This window comes from Pseudoalteromonas sp. G4 (assembly GCF_028875915.1).
GTDB lineage: Bacteria > Pseudomonadota > Gammaproteobacteria > Enterobacterales > Alteromonadaceae > Pseudoalteromonas.
Genome location: NZ_JAPEHW010000075.1, coordinates 1 through 18,914, shown reverse-complemented (window position 1 = coordinate 18,914; position 18,914 = coordinate 1). Strand labels below are relative to the sequence as shown.

Below are 18,914 nucleotides of genomic sequence, written 5' to 3'. Positions count from 1 at the left end.
CAAAAAAACAAAAATTGAGCTACAAAGATCAACAGACCCTATAGAAATGGTATCTTTTTGATTAAATACAAGCTTAAGTATTTACGTTATCAAGCTATATTTCTATAACTGAGAAAAAGCCCCCTTGGGGATCGGTAATCACACTAAAACGACCTACATTAGGAATATCAGTAGCAGGTACGCACACTGTACCTCCTAATTCAGTAACGCGTGCTAAGGTCGCTTCGCAATTATCAACTTGAAAATATGTCATCCAGTGGGCTGGCATATCGCCCCACTCTTCATTCATTTCAAGCATGCCTGCAACTTGCTCATCACCAACGGTAAAAATGGTGTAAGGCATACCATCCATGTCTTCGATTTTGTATTGCCAACCAAAAACGGATGAATAAAATTCGCGACTTGCCGCAGCATCTTTTGAAGCAAGCTCATTCCAACAGACACTACGTGCTTCATTTTTAATTTGTGAACCACAATGTTCATTGCCTTGCCAAATAGCAAACATTGCACCATTCGGTTCAAAAAACATCGCCATACGCCCAGCATCACCCACATCATGTGGACCCGCAATAACATGCGCGTCTGCTTGCTTCGCTTTTTCGAGTATTTCATCGACATTATCGACCGCAATATAATTTAACCAATGGCTTGGTACACCTTTATCTAAGCGCTCTGATTCCATTTGGTACATTGCACCAATATCACAGCCATTTAATTGCAGCATAGTATAAAAGCGGTCTTCTCCAATGGGCTGATCGTCAAATGTCCAATCAAACAGCGCGGTATAAAACGCCTTAGCGGATGCCCAGTCTTGAGAGCATAGTTCTGTCCAACAAAAGGTGCCTGTTTGATGCTTGGTATAACTCGCCATATGTTTTCCTTATTATTTGCATTCGCTGTATTAAAGTTAACCAATTCTGAATAAATAGCAATAAAAAAGCGAAGCTATACAATAGCTTCGCTTTTATTCATCTGTGGGTCTACGTCGTTAGATTTTGAACCACTTAATTGCATTATCAAGTTCATCAGCTTGATGTGATACTTGCTGTGACGCTTGTGAGTTAGCAACCGAACTATTGGCTAGTTCATCAGCATAATCGCTGATCTGCACAATATTTTGGTTAATTTCTTGCGCTACGGTTGATTGTTGCTCTACTGCCACAGCAATAGTTGATGTCATTTCAGATATTTCTTGAATATCAGCAATGATTTCAGCAAAGGCTTGGCCTGCTTTATCTGTTTGTTCAGCAGTTTGAAGACCTTGCGTTTTACACAACTCAATACTATCAACAATATTTGCAGTGCTTGATTGTAAATCGGTAATGATTTGCGTGATTTCTTGGGTCGACTCCTGCGTTTTCACTGCAAGCGAACGTACTTCATCTGCTACTACCGCAAAACCTCGCCCTTGCTCACCTGCACGTGCGGCTTCAATTGCCGCATTTAGCGCAAGTAAGTTAGTTTGCTCGGCAATACCACGAATAACTTCCATTACCGCATTAATTGCGTTGCTCTTTTCACGCAGTAAATTCACTTGCTCAGCCGATTCAACTAGCTGATTGCTAAGCACAGTCATTTGTTCAACAGTCGCTTCAATTTGCCCTTGCCCAATTGTCGCGTTTTGTGAAACCGTATCAACGCGATTAGAGGTGGTTTCCGCGTTAGTCGCAATATCATGTGCCACCGCGCCCATTTCAGTAACCGCACTTGCGACCGTCTCAACTTCTGACTTTTGCTGAACTAGTTGTTGACCACTTGAGTCAACTACCTGTGCGACACGCGTTGATTCCGTATTTACAATTTCAACTGAGTGTTGAATTGTTTGTAAAACAGATAAGAATTTACTCATTAAACCATTAACACTGTCAGCTAACATTGCGAGTTCATCTTTGCCGTGTTTACGCACTTCAATTGATAAATCACCTGAATGCGCAATGCGGTCAATATCTGTAATAACACTGTCGATAGAAGTGGTTATCGAACGAATAATTGCAAATAAAAAACCTACCAAGGAAAATGCTAAAATAAGGCTTAATGCAATTTGCTGCACTTTTGCATCTGCATACACATCTTCTTGAATTACGGTAAGTTCTTCGCCTAGCAATTGTAACGTTTGCTTTAATCTTTCTTCAGTTTCAGCAACATCATTTTTCAAGCCCGTAGATTGGTTAAAACCAATCGCCAGATAGCGCTCAGACGCTTTTAGAAAAGAAGTTTGGTAGCGCTTTAGTAAGCCAACAAGCTTCACCTCATTACTTGCAAGTAACAGTTTTTCAAGCTTCTCAACCGTATTATTAATACGTGTGATATATTTTCTATCGCCGCGCATTATGAAATCTTTTTCGCTGCGACGTAGTTGCAGCACCATAACACTTACATCAAGGCGGTTAGTTGCTTTGGCTTGTTCTTCTAACTCGTGCACCGCGCCGCGCAATTCTTTACGAAGGCCTGCATCTTGGTTATAGCCATACTCTATGTACAATTCATCTAATTTAGTAAAATCACGTTGTAATGACGTCAGCGCATTTTGCGTATCTGCGAGTGCATTTGAATTTACATCAAAGGTTGCCAATTTTTGTTGTAACTTTCCAAGCGCCGACTTTGCATCCTCTACGCGATTAACCAATTTCTGACGAAACTCTGGAGCTGGTTTTTCTAAAAATTTTACTTCAATTCGCAATGTATCTGCGACAGCCCGCTCAGTAGCAATTAAATCTTCTGTAGCATCCACTAATACTTGCTTCTTCCCTGCAATGTAAACATTTAATAACGTGAGAGCAGCCATTGAAACTACTGCAACCCCAATAAGGATCTGCAACTTAGTTTTTATTTTTATGGCTTGAAACATTTATACCTCTTAACTTCAGTGACGGTGGGGAGATTGTATATGGATTGATTAGACAATTTGTTGTTCTAACTCATATATGTTGTCGACAAATCGGCCAATTACTTTAGGAAATTATTATAATTTACTAAGAGTGAACATTTAATACCTAAAATAGACACAAAACAACAAGTTTTTCTTAAAGCTATATTGATTTCAATAGGATATGTTGCACATGCAACAATTAGTTTTTCCTTATCTAAGCCTAAATAACGGGTTTTCTTTGCTACTAGATAAAGTTTCATCGCGAACGCGCTGAAGATGTGAAATTTGAATGGTATGCTGCATAGATTGCTGATTGATTATCAGCTATAAATGATGCTCAATTTGTTTTTTAAACAATGCAAAATAAGCAAATCATTTTTTATAACGCCCCTGGAACTAGACACATTAATATGGAGTTATACGATGAAAAGCACACTTGTCTCTGCGGCACTTTTAACAACCTTACTACCTCTTACAGTTAATGCTGCAAGTAATTCTCAAAGTCTTGGACCAGACGTTGTAAAACCAGCTCCGCAAGTGAGCATTGAAAGCCATGATGTATTTTTTAATCAGCTTAAAGCACACTGCGGTAAAGCATACCAAGGTAAAGTAACGGTTGATAATCAAGATAATGGTTCATTTAGTGGCAAAAAACTCGTGATGCATGTTCGCAAATGTAGCGATACTGAGTTACAAATCCCTTTCCATGTTGGCGATGATGCATCTCGCACTTGGATTATCACTAAAACTGGTTCCGGTTTAAGCTTGAAACATGACCACCGCATGAAAAATGGTGAGTATGATGTATCAACCATGTATGGCGGTCACACTATCGATGCAGGCTGGCAAAATGTGCAGTCTTTTCCTGCGGATCAATATTCAAAAGAGTTATTTGTAAAACAAGGTATTCCTCAGTCAATCGGCAATACTTGGCAGATTTTTATCTACCCTGAAAAATACACTTATCGTTTAGTAAGAGAAGGACGCGAGTTTAGAGTCGATTTTGATTTAACAAACCCCATAACTCCACCAGCGGCGCCATGGGGCTATAAAGACTAAACCTGACAGGTTAACTCAGCAACTAAAGGGCCTGGATTTGCTCTAGGCTCAGTTGGAAACTTCTCAAACTCTTGCACGCCAGATAATAACTTCAAATTAAATTCATCGCTTTTGCAAAGTTGCGCGCTGAGGCGTAATAAAAAGACCGATTGTTTTGCAAATTCTTGATAACTGCCCTCTCGGATAGACAGCTTATATTTGTTTGCTGCTAACTGAGTTTGGCGATAGTGAATTTTATGGTCAAAGTCATATAAAGCTTGTTGTTTACCTTGTTCAGTTGCAACTAACACAAACGGCGTTAAAAGCACTACACTGCAAAGTAATTTTCGTAACATCACTCTTCCTTTATCAATACGTTACGAATTCACTATACCAACTTCTAAATTATCAAACCACTCAAGAAACTCCTGCACCGCCTCGCCTTTAAAAATTCGCCCATGCTGAGGTGCCATCATATCAATTTCTAACTCACGCACGCGTGCAATCCAGTTTTTCTTGGCGCTGTTAGATGGCATCCAACGCTGATGAAAATAGCGCATTTTATCGGCATGACGTGCGAAGTCTTCAACAAACATCGGCGCATCAGGCTCTTCTAATGCAGCACCAATGTCACCACTCATTAATATTTTCGCTTCTGGGTCATAGACATGAAAATTGCCCGACGAATGTAAAAAATGAGCTGGAATAAAACGGAAGGTCACTGAATCTAAACGTAGTTCCTGCCCTTCATCCGGAATCGATTTATATTCAATGTTATCCATACCAAAGTGGCGTATAAACCCCTCCCATAACCAAGGTGCGTATAACTTTGCTTTTGGTATGGTCTTATCCCAAAGTCCTAATGAAGAAATAATATCTGGGTCTTGGTGTGAGGCAAATAAGGTTGTTACTTTGTCGAGCTCGGTATGACTAAGGATACCAGCTAACATGGCTGAAAATAACTCAATACCTCCGGGGTCTAACAGCATGGTTTGCTGATTAGTCACTATCATGTATTGGTTAGTATCAATTATTTTTTCTGACTTTCCCTGATCTCGCCCAAATACGATCCATTTATGATGTTTACCCTGATACAAATCGGTCGATTTCATTTAAATACCCTTTCTAACTCATCGAGTGTATTAAGATTAGTTTCAATTGCACCTTTTATGCGCATTGCCGCGGAGCTTATATAGTCCGAAACTGACTCTAAACTCGCGCAAAACTCGCCAGCCTGAGACGCTTCAACCCGAGATGTCACCGCAATATATTCTGCCGCGCGCATTTGTTGCTCTATTTCTTCAAACTGCCATTGTAGATTCTGTAATTCGTGTTTAAGTGCAACCATGGCATCTTTGACATGGCTTGCGGCCACGCTATAGAGCTTTTTGCTTTCAGGGTGGTCAAGTATTGTGAGGCTTTTTGCCAAATGCTGCTCTAACTGACTTGCACGCAAATGATGCAGTGCCAACTTAAATAACTGACTTGCATGCAAATTAATATGCTCTGTGGTTTGAATTGTGCGACCGGAGAATTCATTAATAAAATTGGTGATCGATTTAAAACCGAGCGCCGCTTCACCGGCACGAATTGCAACCACTCGCGCGTTTTTAGAGGTCAAAGACAGGCTTTTAGCCTCAGTTAAAATTACTTCCAATTGCGCAACGATAGTTGCAACGGTGACAAAGCACTTTATTTCAGGATGTTTTCTGATGCTATCCATAGAGTTTTTTCACTCTTAACTAAGTACTTTCAAATATAGGAAATAAAAAAGAATTTTGCCGAATTTTTATAAAAATTGTTTTGCAAATTTCAATGGTGCGTTATTTACAGTGGTAAAAAGTAGAAATAAAAAAGGCTCACAGGGATGTGAGCCGAAAGTGCATCATCAACAACTAATGCTTCAGGGAAATATCTAACAAGAAAACTAGTTCTTGTAATTGAATAGACTTGCCTGACAAAACTTAGTTCAAAAAAATCTAAATTAATTTTAAAAATGTTTTTAAGTAGCTAATTTATTTGGCTAAATGCAAGCACTGAAAAAATGATAACTACACCATACAAATAATGATGACGTTCAAGCTGCTCGTGTAAAAACACACGCCCAATCGCCATGGCAGAGGTAATGCCAATAGCACGCTTAACAGCTTCAACTGTGCTGGCATCCAAATAACGCAGTGCATTAAATTGCAATAACACAGCTGCAGAAAAGCCAATTAAACCAAGCAACCAAAAACGGTTATGCATTTTTGAGAAAGTAATAGCGGAACGATTAAACAAGAGCGCAATTAATAAAACGCATACCATAATCACATTGACCCAAAGCGCATGAAAACTAACGTGGGAAAATTGCAGTACATACTGATCAACACAGATACAGGCTCCCCAACTAAACGTTGCCAATAACATCAAACCGGCGCCTGGTTCACTTACTTTAAAGCCATCACCAAGTAACCGAAAGGTAGCAAAAACACAAATTGCAATAACCACATACGCCAACCAAGGCAGGATCACGGAGAAAAACAGTACATTAATCAAAGCAGCCACGAGCGGAGTGAGCGATAGTACTGGCAATAAAACTGAAAATCGCCCGCGACCTAGGGCTGCAATAAACGACACCGCGCCAATAGCAGCTAAAACGCCACTAACACTCGCCAAACCGTAATAAACCTGTGCAACGGGTAAGGCAGCATCCGAAATAAGCCAATAGAGCAAATAAATAGGCAGTGTTGCTACACTAAAAACCGCCCCAACAAGCAGAGGGGGATGTGTTTCAACCAAATGTTTACGGCAAATATCAAACAGCACCCACGCCAAACTTGCTAACAACAAAAACAACCAAGACAAAGTAATATCTCCTAAGGGATGGATCTTTTTTAGCAACATTACGTATAAGCATATTATGTTGTTCAAAATAAGCTACTTATGAATCTACCTGTATTTCCATTGCCAATTTTTTTGCTACCTGATGGGGTTACTCGGTTACGTATATTCGAACCGCGTTATCTAAAAATGGTGTCAATTGCCTGTCAGCAAAATGGTTTTGTGTTATGCGTTTATGATCACAAGGCTGAGCTGAACATGCCACCGTGGGGAGCTTGGGTTGATATTATTAACTTTAGCCAAGAAGGTGAGCTATTACATATTGATATCAAGGCTAAAAGCTTAGTTAGCCTGGAAAACATTACCATGGATGAAGATCAATTACGTTTCGCCGATTGTTTTGAGATCCCCCATTGGCCAACACAAAACAAGCAACCACATCACGCGCAATTAGCTACAAAACTACAGCACGTGTTTGAAGAATATCCAGATCAGGGTGCGCTTTATCCTGAACCCAATTTTGACGATATAAATTGGGTCTGTGCCCGTTTTTTAGAAATTTTGCCACTGTCGTTTGAGAAAAAACAACTGTTCACAAAAGCAGATAGCTTTACAAAAGCAGATGATTTTTTAAAAACAATTATTTTAGGTCAATAAATTGATCGCTTTTATCGCCCCTACCGTAATGGCTACTATGGATTTTATTGTCAGAGCGCTATGATGATATCAACAACAACCAATAACTACCGATCTTCGATGAAGCAAAACGCAAGTTTAGATGGGCAAGAAATTGACAGCAAGACCTTGTCAGGCTGGCTAAATGATATAGCTGAAAAGCGTGATAAACGCGCATTTGCGAGCATATTTAAATGGTTTTCTCCAAAAATTATCGGCTTTGGCCGTAAGCAGTTTAATAACCCTGCACTTGCATCCGAATTGTTACAAGAAACAATGACGAATGTGTGGCGTAAAGCGCATCTATACAATAGCGAAAAAGGCGCCGCAACCACTTGGGTTTATACTGTAATGCGCAACATAAGCTTTGACATGCTGCGTAAAATGCAAGCCAATCACGAAGATACGCTTAGTGATGATATTTGGCCTCTGGCAGAAGCACAAAACTCTGATGAGCATGTTTTTGCAGACCATTTAATGGACAAGCAAATAGCACAGTATTTAAATCAATTGCCAGACAATCAAAAACAGATTGTGCAAGGCGTATATTTTCAAGATTTATCGCAAGAGCAACTCGCTAAAAATTTAAATATCCCACTCGGAACAGTTAAGTCCCGTTTGCGTTTAGCACTTACTAAATTGAGACAGCACATAGGAGCAGATAATGATTAAGCATCACCCACAACTTTCCCTGCTCAAAACCTATTGTGCAGGTGAACTACCAGCCTCTATTTCTGTGATTATTGCTGCGCATATTGAGCTTTGCCCACATTGCCAACAACAAGTTGAAGCGCTTACTGCAAAGGCTGCTAAAGACACATTCACTTACGCTTATGTTGAAGATGAAGCCGAGCAAAGCGAATTTGCTGAAATTGACTTTGCCAGCATGATTGACGATATCACCCTAGATGATGGCATCGACGAAATTAAAGTGGCTCAGCCAATTGAGTTATCGCTCAATCAAAATACATTTTATTTGCCTCAAGTACTTCGCAATCTTGAGCTAAGCAGTTGGGCAAGTTTAGGTAAATTATCGCGCTCTCGCGTGACTTTAGAAGACGCCAGTCTTCACACTAGCTTATTGCACATTGATGCCGATGGTTCTGTTCCTGAACACACGCACAATGGTTTTGAAATTACACTATTATTAGAAGGTAGTTTTAAAGACGAAATGGGCGAATACACCAAAGGCGACTTTATTTGGCTAGATGGTAAACACACTCACAACCCAATCACTGAGCATGGTTGCCTATGTTTAACTGTTTCAAGCGACTCCTTGCACTTTACGCAGGGCTTAAGCAAATTGCTAAATCCTATCGGTAAATTTATTTACTAGGAGGTTGTATGGTTGCAGATAAGGATAAAATTATTATTGGCATTAGCGCCTGTTTAACAGGTGAGCAAGTGCGTTTTGATAAAAGCCACAAAAAGTCTGACTTTTGCGTTAACCAACTGGGCAAATTCGTAGAGTATCAAAAGTTTTGCCCTGAGGTTGCCGTTGGATTGCCAGTACCAAGGCCAACCATTAGACAAATAAAACGCGAAGATATGATCCACGTTTCACGCCCTGATGGGTCTATGGATGTCACTCACGAAATGAACGAATACGCATTCAAAGCAGCAAGTAAGATGGCTAATTTAAGTGGTTTTGTATTTATGAAAGGCAGTCCAAGCTGTGGCATGGAACGTGTTAAAGTATATTATGAACACGGCAAAGGTTGTGAACACGACGGCGTAGGATTATTTGCAAAACAGGTTATGGCACTTAATCCAAATTTACCTTGCGAAGAAAATGGACGTTTAAACGATATTCACCTACGTGAAAACTTTGTACTGCGTGTATTCACTTACAAAAAGTGGCAGAACTTAGTAGCTTCTGGGCTTTCAAAACATAAACTAACAACCTTTCATAGCCAGCAAAAGTATCTAGTAATGAGCCATAATGTGGCTGCCTATAAAGCACTTGGTAACTTACTTGGTGAAAAGCATGATTTGCCGATTGAAGAGTTAGCGGATCAGTACATTTCAATGTTGATGCAAGCGCTTAAAAAGCCAGCATCTCGGAAAAATCACACGAATACTCTACAACATCTACAGGGCTATTTTAAAAAGCATCTTACCAAGCAAAATAAACAAGAGCTTAGTGAAAATATCATGGCTTACAATGAGGGTTTAGTACCGCTCATGGTGCCTTTAACCTTGATTAATCATCACTTACAAAACTATCCCAATGATTACTTAGCTAATCAGGCTTACCTAGACCCTTATCCGAAAGATTTAAGGCTCAGATACGGATTATAAATGAGTACACTTTACTGGATTCGACGGGATTTTCGTTTAGACGATAATCCCGCTTTATTTTATGCGATACAACAAAACTGCCAACATGCTGTATTTATAACCGCATATGATACTTGGCGTACACATAATCACTCAGGCATTCAAATTGATTTTATTGAGCGCCATTTAAATTGGTTTAGTGACGAGCTTGCAAAGTTAGGCATTAAAGTCACTGTAATTGAATGCAATACTTTTGATGAGCAGCGAGAAAAGCTAACACAATTTTGTCAGTCCATTGGGGCCTCTTCCGTGTTAGCAAATAGTGAACCTGAACTGCGCGAAAAAGTGCGCGACACAAAACTAGCACAAACAATAAATCTCACGCTTTACGATGCAGACACAATTTTACCTTATGGTTCTGTGCTAAATAAACAAAGCGAAATGTTTAAGGTGTTTACTCCTTATAAAAAAGCTTGGCTAAATGTATTAAAACAACAAGGTTTTGAACAAACATATCTTGCAGCAATTACCCCATCAGATAACGAAGTAACCCAGCAAAGTCAGTTTGCCTTTAACTACGAAAAGCAAGATTCCAGCAAATGGCCGTTAGCCCATGAATTTATGCAACATGTACTGCCGCGCTTTTTAAGTGACAAAGTGACTGATTATGCAAATGATCGGGATTTCCCTGCTATTAAAGGCACAAGTGGTATTTCACCTTACCTAACCATTGGCGCAATTAGCCCCAAAAGGGTTATTTATGATTTAACCTCTTATTATCCGCATATCTTAGAGGATATGAAAGCGCCTATTTTTACTTGGTTAAACGAGCTGATTTGGCGCGAGTTTTATCGCAACTTACTGCTGTCGTTTCCAAATTTAAATAAATTGCATGACTTCCAAACTAAGTTTAAAAAATTCGATTGGCCGGATCACCATGAAAAGTTCAACGCATGGTGCAATGCACAAACGGGCTTTCCGATTGTTGATGCAGCAATGCGCCAACTTAAACAAACAGGCTGGATGCACAACCGCTTACGAATGATTGTGGCAAGCTTCCTAACAAAGCATTTACTCGTTGATTGGCGCTTAGGTGAAGCCTTTTTTATGCAGCACCTGATTGATGGTGATTTAGCAGCTAACAGTGGTGGCTGGCAATGGGCTGCAGGCACAGGGTGTGACGCTCAACCTTATTTCAGAATTTTTAACCCGATTACACAAAGCGAAAAGTTTGATCCTGACGGTAGCTTTATCCGTAAGTACTTACCAGAGCTTGCGAATGTACCATTAAAGTACATTCATCAGCCCCAAACATATTTAGATTCTATTGGCGATAAATCTTATTGGCCACAACTTGTAGATTTGAAAGAAGCACGTTTACAAGCGTTAGATTACTACCAGAAAGAGTTAAACACAGATGAGTAACACACAACATATTGATGACTTTTTAGCTATGTACAACAAGTTGGATCGCGCCAACTTAACTTTGCTTAAAGATATCTATCACCAAGATGTTGTGTTTATTGATCCTTTACACAGAATTGATGGATTACCCGCGCTTACCAAATACTTCTCTAATTTATACGAGAATCTCGATGCTGGTCGATTTGAAGTAACCAAGGTTCTAGAGCAAGAGAATACAGTAAGTCTTTATTGGACAATGTATTTTTCTCACAGCAAAATCAAAGCAGGGAAAGAAGTGTCATTTGACGGAAACAGCTACCTAGAATATCAAGATGGCAAAGTGATTTACCACCGCGACTACTTCAATGCAGCCGATATGCTTTACCAACATATTCCTGTGCTTGGTGGATTAATTAACCTCGTTAAAAAGCGTGCAACGGCATGAAAACAGTATTAATTACAGGTGCATCGTCAGGCATCGGCGAATCACTCGCAAAGTATTATGCACAGCAAGGTTTCAAGGTATTTGCATGCGGAAGAAACCAACAAAAATTAGATGCTTTATGTAATGAGTTTAGCCAAATTACTCCACTGGTCTTTGACCTAAATAACAAAACCGAAATTTTTAGCGCCCTAGATAAAAGCATCAATCTTGATCACATTATTCTCAATGCAGGTACCTGTGAATACATTGACAATGCTAAACAATTTGATGGCGATTTGTTTGCTCGCGTAATTAATACTAACCTTATTTCAGTAGGTTATTGTTTAGAAGCGTGGTTACCTCAGTTAAACTCAGGTGGTCAATTAGGGTTAATGAGTTCTAGTGCGGTATATGTACCTCTTACCCGTGCAGAAGCTTACGGAGCATCAAAGGCTGGAGTAAGTTACCTTGCTAAAACCCTGAGCATAGATTTGGCAAGCAGTAATATTGGTGTGAGCACAATTCATCCAGGGTTTGTTGAAACCCCGTTAACTGACAAAAATGATTTTCCTATGCCTAGTCGCATAACCAGTGAACAAGCAGCAAAAGCGATTTACCTTGGTATGGAACAAAAACGTTACGATATTCATTTTCCAAAACGTTTTACCTTAGTGCTTAAAACATTCGCACTTTTACCTTTTTTTATATGGCGCAAACTCGCAATAAGGATGATTAAATAATGAAAAGAATAGCCATTATTGGCAGCGGTATCTCGGGCCTTACCTGCGCTTATTTATTATCAAAAAAGTACGATATTACACTATTTGAAAAAAACGATTATATCGGTGGTCACACTGCTACAGTTGATATTGAACACAATGGCGAAAAACATGCGATTGATACCGGTTTTATCGTTTGTAACAACAAAACTTACCCAAATTTCTTAAAGCTTTTATCGCAAATAGGTGTAGCCTACAAAGACACTGAAATGAGCTTTAGTGTGCACAATGTGCAAAGCCAAATGGAATATAATGGCCATGGCCTAAATTCACTTTTTGCACAGCGCTCTAACATCTTCAAACCACGCTTTTGGTTATTAATTAAAGATATTTTACGTTTCAATAAGCTGTGCAAACAGCTACATCAAACCGATATTGATCCAGCTCTTACCCTTGGTGACTTTTTAGATAAGCACGCTTTTAATGACTTTTTTTGTCAGCATTACATTTTACCAATGGGTGCGGCAATTTGGTCCACCAGCCTGCAAGAAATGCGTGATTTTGAGTTAAAGTTTTTTGTTCGCTTTTTTTATAATCATGGGCTTTTAAATATCAGCGACAGGCCACAATGGCATGTTATCAAAGGTGGCTCACGTGAGTATGTAAAACCACTCACCCGCCACTTCGCTGACAAAATTAAGCTTAATAGTGATATTAAACAGGTGAATCGAAATGATACTGGTATTTCAGTAGAATTTGCCGATGGCACAACACAACAATTTGATGACGTTATTTTTGCATGTCACTCAGATCAAGCTCTTGCGTTATTAGCTGATGCAAATGAGCAAGAAAAAGCGGTGCTCGGTAGCATACCTTACAGCGAAAACGAAGTAGTGCTGCATACCGACATCAATATGTTACCGAAAAGACAACTAGCATGGGCTAGCTGGAACTATCGTTTAGATAGCAACAACCCACGCCCTGCTGCGGTAACTTACAATATGAACATTTTGCAGGGGCTAAGAACTGACACCACCTTCTGTGTCACACTCAATCAAACAGACCAAATTGACCAAAGCAAAATTTTACGCACCTTTGTCTATCATCACCCTGTGTTTAATAAACAAAGTATGGCTGCGCAGCAGCAGCGCGATACTATTTGCGGCCAGAACAACACCCACTTTTGCGGCGCTTACTGGTATAACGGCTTTCATGAAGATGGTGTACGCAGTGCGCTTGATGTCGCTAAACGATTCGGCTGCGAGTTATAACCATGAACAGTGGCATTTACCGTGGTCAAGTTAGGCATCGTCGCTTTTCACCAAAGCAACATGCATTTAGCTACAACATGTATATGCTTGCACTTGATTTAAATGAGCTAGACTTAGTTGCCAATAGCAGTGCTTTGTTTAGCTTAAAAAAATTTGCTCCGATCAGTTTTTTTGAAAGCGATTATGTAAAAGGTGAACCGGGCAACTTAAAGCAACGTATTGCTACTAAAGTTACACAGTTAGGTGGTAACTGGGATGGCACAAAAGTGATGTTTATGGGGCAATGCCGAAATTTTGGTATTTATTTTAGCCCTGCAAATTTCTTCTTTTGTTACGACAGTAATGATGAATGCAACACCATGCTGGTTGAGGTTTCAAACACACCTTGGTTAGAACGTCATTATTACTTAGTAGATATAACCCAACAGCAAAGAACGGATAAAACGTTTCATGTTTCACCCTTTATGGATTTAGATATGCAGTACGCCTGGCGTGTTAAAGCACCAAATGACAAAGTACTTATTCATATCGAAAATCATAAAGCTGAAAAAGTGTTCGATGCCACAGTGGCACTATCACGTTGTGAATTTAATCGTTCTAATATGCTTAAAACGTGGTTAAACACACCTGCAATGACCTTAAAAGTAATTGCAGGTATTTATTGGCAAGCCCTTAAACTGTTTGCCAAACGCATCCCATTTATTGCGCACCCAAACACGAGAGGATAATTATGGAGCAGCAAAGTACCAGCTCAGCGAGTCTCACTCAGGAAAGCGAATTATCGTGGTTCACATCACGTTGTCGTTCACTCGTTTTAGATGCACTCAATAAAATAGACAATGCCGGTTTAGAAATTGAAGAAAACGGGCAAATTACATTTCTTGGCAATGATAAAAGCGAACTACGTGGCAAATTGATTGTATTAGACCCTAGCCTTTACGTAGATTTTGTTAAAGGTGGCAGCATTGCCGCTGCAGAAGCTTATCTCGCCAAAAAATGGACATCACCTAATTTAACTGAATTAATTCGCGTTTTTGCGCGCTGCAGTAACACACTTGATCAAGTGGAAGCTAATAAATCATTCTTAACTAAAATTAAAAACTTTCTGTTCCACTGGGGTAATGCCAACACCCAATCAGGTTCTAAGAAAAACATTCTTGCTCACTATGATTTAGGCAACGAGCTCTACACCCGCTTTTTAGACAGCACCATGATGTATTCAAGTGCTATTTATTCAAATCAAGCAAACGACTTACACGCAGCTCAACTTAACAAACTAAAAACCATTTGTGACAAACTTAAGCTTTCACCAAACGACCACCTGATTGAGATTGGTACAGGCTGGGGTGGCCTTGCTATTTTTGCTGCAAAAAATTATGGCTGCAAAGTCACAACTACAACCATTTCTGATGCACAGTACGAATATGCCGTTGAGCGAGTTAAAGAAGAAGGTTTAGAAGATAAAATAACCTTGCTTAAAAAAGATTATCGCTTGCTTGAAGGTAAATACGACAAACTGGTCTCAATTGAAATGATCGAAGCGGTTGGCCATAAATTTATGGCAGAGTTTTTTGCTAAGTGTAATAGCTTGCTTAAAGAGTCAGGGTTAATGCTAATCCAAGCGATCACCATTTTAGATGCCCGCTACGAACACTACCGCAATAATGTTGATTTTATTCAACGTTATATTTTCCCAGGTGGTTGTTTACCGTCAAATGCAGTAATGAACCAACATATTGCAGAACAAACAAATATGATGATCGACAATGTGGAAGACATTGGCCTACATTATGCTCGCACCTTATATGATTGGCGTATGAAGTTCGATAATGCTTGGTCTGAGCTAACTCAATTTGGTTTCGATGAACAATTTAAGCGCTTGTGGCATTTTTATTTATGCTATTGCGAAGGTGCGTTTATTGAGCGCGTAATCAGCACACATCAATTGGTAATGCGTAAACCTGATTATCTTGATAAAGATGACCAACAAGTTCTGGCTTACTAACCTTGTTTTATTTCAGCTAGCTTGGTTTTGCTGTGCGCTACTCACAGCAAATGCCAACTGGCTGATCCCGCCGATTATTGCTCTTCACTTTGTTTTATCGCCATCAAAACGTGATGACGCAAAATTACTGCCGTTTGCCATTTTGGGCTGTGCTATAGATTTTGTGCTTTATCAACTGGAGATTATTAATTTCACAGCACAGCAATTTCCAATTTGGTTACTCGGTTTATGGGTCATGTTTGTACTTTCAGTAAATCACTCGCTTAGTTGGTTGAATAAGTGCAAGCATTGGCAAATCGCTATAATTGGTGCCTTTGGTGGTGCGCTTAGTTATCTTGGTGCACTAAAATTTTCAGCGATTGCGACCTCTCTACCGCAAACATCATTGTTTTTAATATACGCTACCATCTGGGCATTTGTGCTTCCGGCACTGATCGTTTTTCAAGGCAAATTCGTACAATCAAAACACAATTAGCTGGACGTTAGCCATGTTAAAACAACTAGTATTTGCTGGCCTGCTGTTTGTACCAAGTGTGTTTGCAATTCAAACAAATCAACTTGTTAAATACGGTGAAGGCGAAATGAAAGTGCTCTTTTGGGAGCTTTATAAAGCAGAGTTATTTGGCAGTAAAAACACCTATTCGTTTGATGATAAACAACTTGCGCTCAAAATTACTTACTACCGCGATATTGATAAAAACGATTTAATTGAAGCAACCGCAGACCAATGGCAACACATTGGCGTGACACATCAAAATATACCTATGTGGTTAGATGAGCTTGCTACCATTTGGCCTAACATTAAAAAAAATGACATGCTGATTGTGACACGCAATGAAGATAACAGCGCGAGCTTTTTCAATAATGAGGGGCTGTTAGGTACAGTGAAAGATCCTGACTTTGGTGATGCCTTTTTAAATATTTGGTTATCGAATAAAACCACTCGCCCCGAATTGAGAGAAAAGCTGATTGGAGATGCAAAATGAAGCAATGGTTAGCGGTTATTTTTTCTATCTTCTTAGTTGCATGTTCAAGCCCAGACATTAACGATTACGCAAACACCACACCTACTCTCAAACTAGAAGAGTTTTTTGATGGCAAACTGAGTGCGCACGGTATTGTACTTGACAGAAACGGAGCCCTTACTCGACGTTTTAGTGTTGATTTAGTTGGCTCATGGCAGGGCAATCAAGGAAAGTTAGATGAATGGTTTGTTTATGACGATGGCGAAAAGCAAACTCGTACCTGGTACATAGAAAGCCTTGGCAATGGCAATTACAAAGGCACGGCAAATGACGTGGTCGGCACCGCTATGGGCACAGCCAAAGGTTCCGCGCTTTATTGGCGCTATCAATTACAAATTGAATATCAAGGTGAGCCGCTCGAAGTAACCTTAGATGATTGGATGTTTTTAATAAATGAGAAACGCCTTATCAATCGCACCGACATCATTAAGTTTGGTTTTAAAGTGGGCGAAGTAATTCTTACTATAGAGAAAGAATAGAGTGTTTAATGGGCTTCATTATCATATTGAAGCCCTTTTATTATGCGGCTTTGCCTTGCTGTTGATGAGATAAATCAACTACTTTTAAGCTAGTTTGAATATCAGACCAATGTAACAACTCAATTCGACCAGCTTCATCTTCCACCAGCACAGTACAATTCTCAATCCAATCACCGTCATTACAGTACAGAATGCCATCGATTTTTTTTATGTCAGGTTGATGAATATGACCGCAAATAATTCCATCGACACCTTGCTTTTTAGCTTCGTGTACAGCGGCGTTTTCAAATGCAGCGATTGCTTGTCGCGCTTTATGGATGCGGTTTTTAATCCACGAGGCTAGCGACCAGTAATGACTACCAAACAAACGACGAACGCGATTATGCCAACGGTTTAAAAATAATAAAAAGTCATAGGCATTATCACCAATAATACTGATCAATTTGCTATAGCGAGTGGCTGAATCAAAGTCATCTCCATGCACCAGTAAAAACCGTTTACCTGTTTTAGCTGTATGAATAAAACTTTTATGAACTTCAACATTCATAAATGCTTCACCTACATAAGCACGAAAGGTTTCATCATGATTGCCCGGAATATAGATAACGCGAGTGCCTGAATTGGCTTTATTGCGAATACATTCGAGCACTTGGTAATGACTTGGCAACCAATAAAACTGTCGTTTCATTGACCACAAATCGATGATATCACCCACCAAATAAAGTACATCACATTCGGTGTTTGTTAAAAAATCCAGTAAGAAATCTGCCTTACAGTCTTTGTAACCTAAGTGCACATCTGAAATCCAAATACAGGAATAAAATTGCTTAGCCATAGCCCTTTCCTTATGTGTAATAAGGTTACGCTAAGAATATCCCATGACAAATTGGCGGCACTTATAAGAAAGCTTTATGACAACAAATCAATTTGCCAAGGCTCTTCGCTTTCTTCTTAACGGCATATTTTGAAATAGCAATATCATTCCTGAAATACAAAACAACACAGCAACCGCAGCAAAGCTAATTAATAAAGGGTTATTAAAGTCTTCACGCTCGTCGTAATCCATAATATGCAACATCCAAAAGAAATCGAAGATGCGCCAAATTGTGCTGCGCACAGTAATTACTTGGCCTGAATCAACTTGTATATACAATGTAGTATTGACGTTATCTGCAAAGTCTACGCGCCAAATATTAGTTTTATAGCCAACTTCTCTCGGGCCCTCTTTGAGTTTTGTGGCAATAACCTCTATTTGACTTGCATCACCAAGGTAATGTGCCTTTGCTTGTGTAATTATTTGCTGTTGATTTGGAGGGGTAAATAATTTGCCTGTCTCACCATGGAGATAAACATGCGATTCTTCACCAATTAATTCGATTACTGGCGTATTTAAGAAGTGTGTAAAATTAACTTTTTTAAGTGCAATGTCATGCTCTTTAAATAAGTTAAAGTCAGTTGTATATACATCTTGAGAAAATGGGTTTTCAAGTTGGCGTTTGGCCAAGTGTTTACCATGAACATATTCCAGAGGAATAGCACTCATCACTAACCCACCGAGCAACCAAGCAAAAACCTGTAGCGCAAGTATATAACCCAACCATTTATGGCATTTCCGTGCCCATTTAAACCATGTTTTATTCATTATTATTCTCGTTATTGGTTTTTTCGCTCGTAATATGATCTTTGCGAAGTTAGAGCGTGTTGATCTTTACGGTCTAAATTCTGTTCAAATCCAAGCCGTTTTGATCGCGGCAGCGCTTTGTAGAACTAGCGGGCTAAGTCAAAAAGCGACAACAAAGAGCACAACGGTTTGGGTTGAACCATACAGACAGCGCTTGTTTGGCATTTATACTATGTTATCGCTCATTTATGTAAAATAACTACACTACAATCGCTCTGCCT

22 protein-coding genes are annotated in these 18,914 nt (G+C 39.5%); 14 read left to right on the top strand and 8 right to left on the bottom strand.

From position 1 onward, the window contains the following. Positions 1–94 precede the first annotated feature (94 nt). On the bottom strand, positions 95–871 hold the full coding sequence (locus ON073_RS16890; protein ID WP_274763055.1) for a VOC family protein: 777 nt from the start codon (positions 869–871) through the stop codon (positions 95–97). Between the two features lie 117 nt (positions 872–988). Next, the gene (locus tag ON073_RS16885) at positions 989–2,848 is read right to left on the bottom strand and encodes a methyl-accepting chemotaxis protein (RefSeq protein ID WP_274763054.1); all 1,860 of its coding nucleotides are present in this window, start codon (positions 2,846–2,848) and stop codon (positions 989–991) included. A 444-nt stretch (positions 2,849–3,292) separates the two neighbouring features. Here ON073_RS16885 and ON073_RS16880 point away from each other — a divergent pair, with 444 nt between their 5' ends. After that, positions 3,293–3,928: a hypothetical protein gene (locus ON073_RS16880; RefSeq protein ID WP_274763053.1), complete on the top strand. Its 636-nt coding sequence runs from the start codon at positions 3,293–3,295 to the stop codon at positions 3,926–3,928. Here the strand turns inward: ON073_RS16880 and ON073_RS16875 are convergent. From ON073_RS16875 to ON073_RS16860, 4 genes are all read right to left on the bottom strand, one after another. Further along, positions 3,925–4,263 carry a hypothetical protein gene (locus ON073_RS16875; RefSeq protein ID WP_274763052.1) on the bottom strand — a complete coding sequence of 113 codons (339 nt, stop codon included), beginning with the start codon at positions 4,261–4,263 and terminating at the stop codon, positions 3,925–3,927. The two genes, ON073_RS16880 and ON073_RS16875, sit on opposite strands and share 4 nt — an antisense overlap. A 21-nt stretch (positions 4,264–4,284) precedes the next feature. Further along, on the bottom strand, positions 4,285–5,019 hold the full coding sequence (locus ON073_RS16870; RefSeq protein ID WP_274763051.1) for an MBL fold metallo-hydrolase: 735 nt from the start codon (positions 5,017–5,019) through the stop codon (positions 4,285–4,287). After that, positions 5,016–5,630 carry a chemotaxis protein gene (locus ON073_RS16865; protein ID WP_274763050.1) on the bottom strand — a complete coding sequence of 205 codons (615 nt, stop codon included), beginning with the start codon at positions 5,628–5,630 and terminating at the stop codon, positions 5,016–5,018. The genes ON073_RS16870 and ON073_RS16865 overlap by 4 nt, the downstream gene beginning before the upstream one ends. Positions 5,631–5,917: 287 nt before the next feature. Beyond that, the gene (locus tag ON073_RS16860) at positions 5,918–6,754 is read right to left on the bottom strand and encodes a DMT family transporter (protein WP_274763049.1); all 837 of its coding nucleotides are present in this window, start codon (positions 6,752–6,754) and stop codon (positions 5,918–5,920) included. Between the two features lie 78 nt (positions 6,755–6,832). Between ON073_RS16860 and ON073_RS16855 the strand changes: the two genes are divergently transcribed. The 13 genes from ON073_RS16855 to ON073_RS16795 all read left to right on the top strand — a co-directional run bounded on the left by ON073_RS16855 (position 6,833) and on the right by ON073_RS16795 (position 17,012). Continuing rightward, a complete protein-coding gene (locus tag ON073_RS16855) occupies positions 6,833–7,387 on the top strand; it encodes an LON peptidase substrate-binding domain-containing protein (protein ID WP_274763048.1) in 555 nt (184 codons plus the stop codon). A gap of 99 nt (positions 7,388–7,486) precedes the next feature. After that, positions 7,487–8,077 carry a sigma-70 family RNA polymerase sigma factor gene (locus ON073_RS16850; protein WP_274763056.1) on the top strand — a complete coding sequence of 197 codons (591 nt, stop codon included), beginning with the start codon at positions 7,487–7,489 and terminating at the stop codon, positions 8,075–8,077. Continuing rightward, positions 8,070–8,741 (top strand): ChrR family anti-sigma-E factor, encoded by a 672-nt coding sequence (locus tag ON073_RS16845; RefSeq protein ID WP_274763047.1) that lies wholly within the window; start codon positions 8,070–8,072, stop codon positions 8,739–8,741. The genes ON073_RS16850 and ON073_RS16845 overlap by 8 nt, the downstream gene beginning before the upstream one ends. An 8-nt stretch (positions 8,742–8,749) precedes the next feature. Then, positions 8,750–9,706 carry a YbgA family protein gene (locus ON073_RS16840; protein WP_274763046.1) on the top strand — a complete coding sequence of 319 codons (957 nt, stop codon included), beginning with the start codon at positions 8,750–8,752 and terminating at the stop codon, positions 9,704–9,706. Continuing rightward, entirely contained in the window at positions 9,707–11,110 is a 1,404-nt protein-coding gene (locus ON073_RS16835) for a cryptochrome/photolyase family protein (RefSeq protein WP_274763045.1), read from the top strand. Then, a complete protein-coding gene (locus tag ON073_RS16830; RefSeq protein ID WP_274763044.1) occupies positions 11,103–11,534 on the top strand; it encodes a nuclear transport factor 2 family protein in 432 nt (143 codons plus the stop codon). Before ON073_RS16835 ends, ON073_RS16830 begins: the two co-directional genes overlap by 8 nt. Further along, a complete protein-coding gene (locus ON073_RS16825) occupies positions 11,531–12,253 on the top strand; it encodes an SDR family NAD(P)-dependent oxidoreductase (protein ID WP_274763043.1) in 723 nt (240 codons plus the stop codon). Before ON073_RS16830 ends, ON073_RS16825 begins: the two co-directional genes overlap by 4 nt. Then, positions 12,253–13,503 carry an NAD(P)/FAD-dependent oxidoreductase gene (locus ON073_RS16820; protein WP_274763042.1) on the top strand — a complete coding sequence of 417 codons (1,251 nt, stop codon included), beginning with the start codon at positions 12,253–12,255 and terminating at the stop codon, positions 13,501–13,503. The genes ON073_RS16825 and ON073_RS16820 overlap by 1 nt, the downstream gene beginning before the upstream one ends. 2 nt (positions 13,504–13,505) lie before the next feature. Beyond that, entirely contained in the window at positions 13,506–14,231 is a 726-nt protein-coding gene (locus ON073_RS16815) for a DUF1365 domain-containing protein (RefSeq protein WP_274763041.1), read from the top strand. A 2-nt stretch (positions 14,232–14,233) separates the two neighbouring features. After that, a complete protein-coding gene (locus ON073_RS16810) occupies positions 14,234–15,508 on the top strand; it encodes an SAM-dependent methyltransferase (RefSeq protein ID WP_274763040.1) in 1,275 nt (424 codons plus the stop codon). Then, positions 15,483–15,983 carry a DUF2878 domain-containing protein gene (locus tag ON073_RS16805; protein ID WP_274763039.1) on the top strand — a complete coding sequence of 167 codons (501 nt, stop codon included), beginning with the start codon at positions 15,483–15,485 and terminating at the stop codon, positions 15,981–15,983. The genes ON073_RS16810 and ON073_RS16805 overlap by 26 nt, the downstream gene beginning before the upstream one ends. A 13-nt stretch (positions 15,984–15,996) precedes the next feature. Further along, positions 15,997–16,494 carry a chalcone isomerase family protein gene (locus ON073_RS16800; RefSeq protein WP_274763038.1) on the top strand — a complete coding sequence of 166 codons (498 nt, stop codon included), beginning with the start codon at positions 15,997–15,999 and terminating at the stop codon, positions 16,492–16,494. Beyond that, positions 16,491–17,012, top strand: a complete 522-nt coding sequence (locus ON073_RS16795; protein ID WP_274763037.1) for a DUF3833 domain-containing protein — start codon at positions 16,491–16,493, stop codon at positions 17,010–17,012. Before ON073_RS16800 ends, ON073_RS16795 begins: the two co-directional genes overlap by 4 nt. A gap of 40 nt (positions 17,013–17,052) precedes the next feature. On the opposite strand, the gene ON073_RS16790 is transcribed toward ON073_RS16795, so the two are convergent. Together ON073_RS16790 and ON073_RS16785 are read right to left on the bottom strand one after the other, a co-directional pair. Then, positions 17,053–17,847 carry a UDP-2,3-diacylglucosamine diphosphatase gene (locus tag ON073_RS16790; RefSeq protein ID WP_274763036.1) on the bottom strand — a complete coding sequence of 265 codons (795 nt, stop codon included), beginning with the start codon at positions 17,845–17,847 and terminating at the stop codon, positions 17,053–17,055. 87 nt (positions 17,848–17,934) lie between these two features. Then, positions 17,935–18,654 (bottom strand): hypothetical protein, encoded by a 720-nt coding sequence (locus ON073_RS16785; protein WP_274763035.1) that lies wholly within the window; start codon positions 18,652–18,654, stop codon positions 17,935–17,937. Positions 18,655–18,914 lie beyond the last annotated feature (260 nt).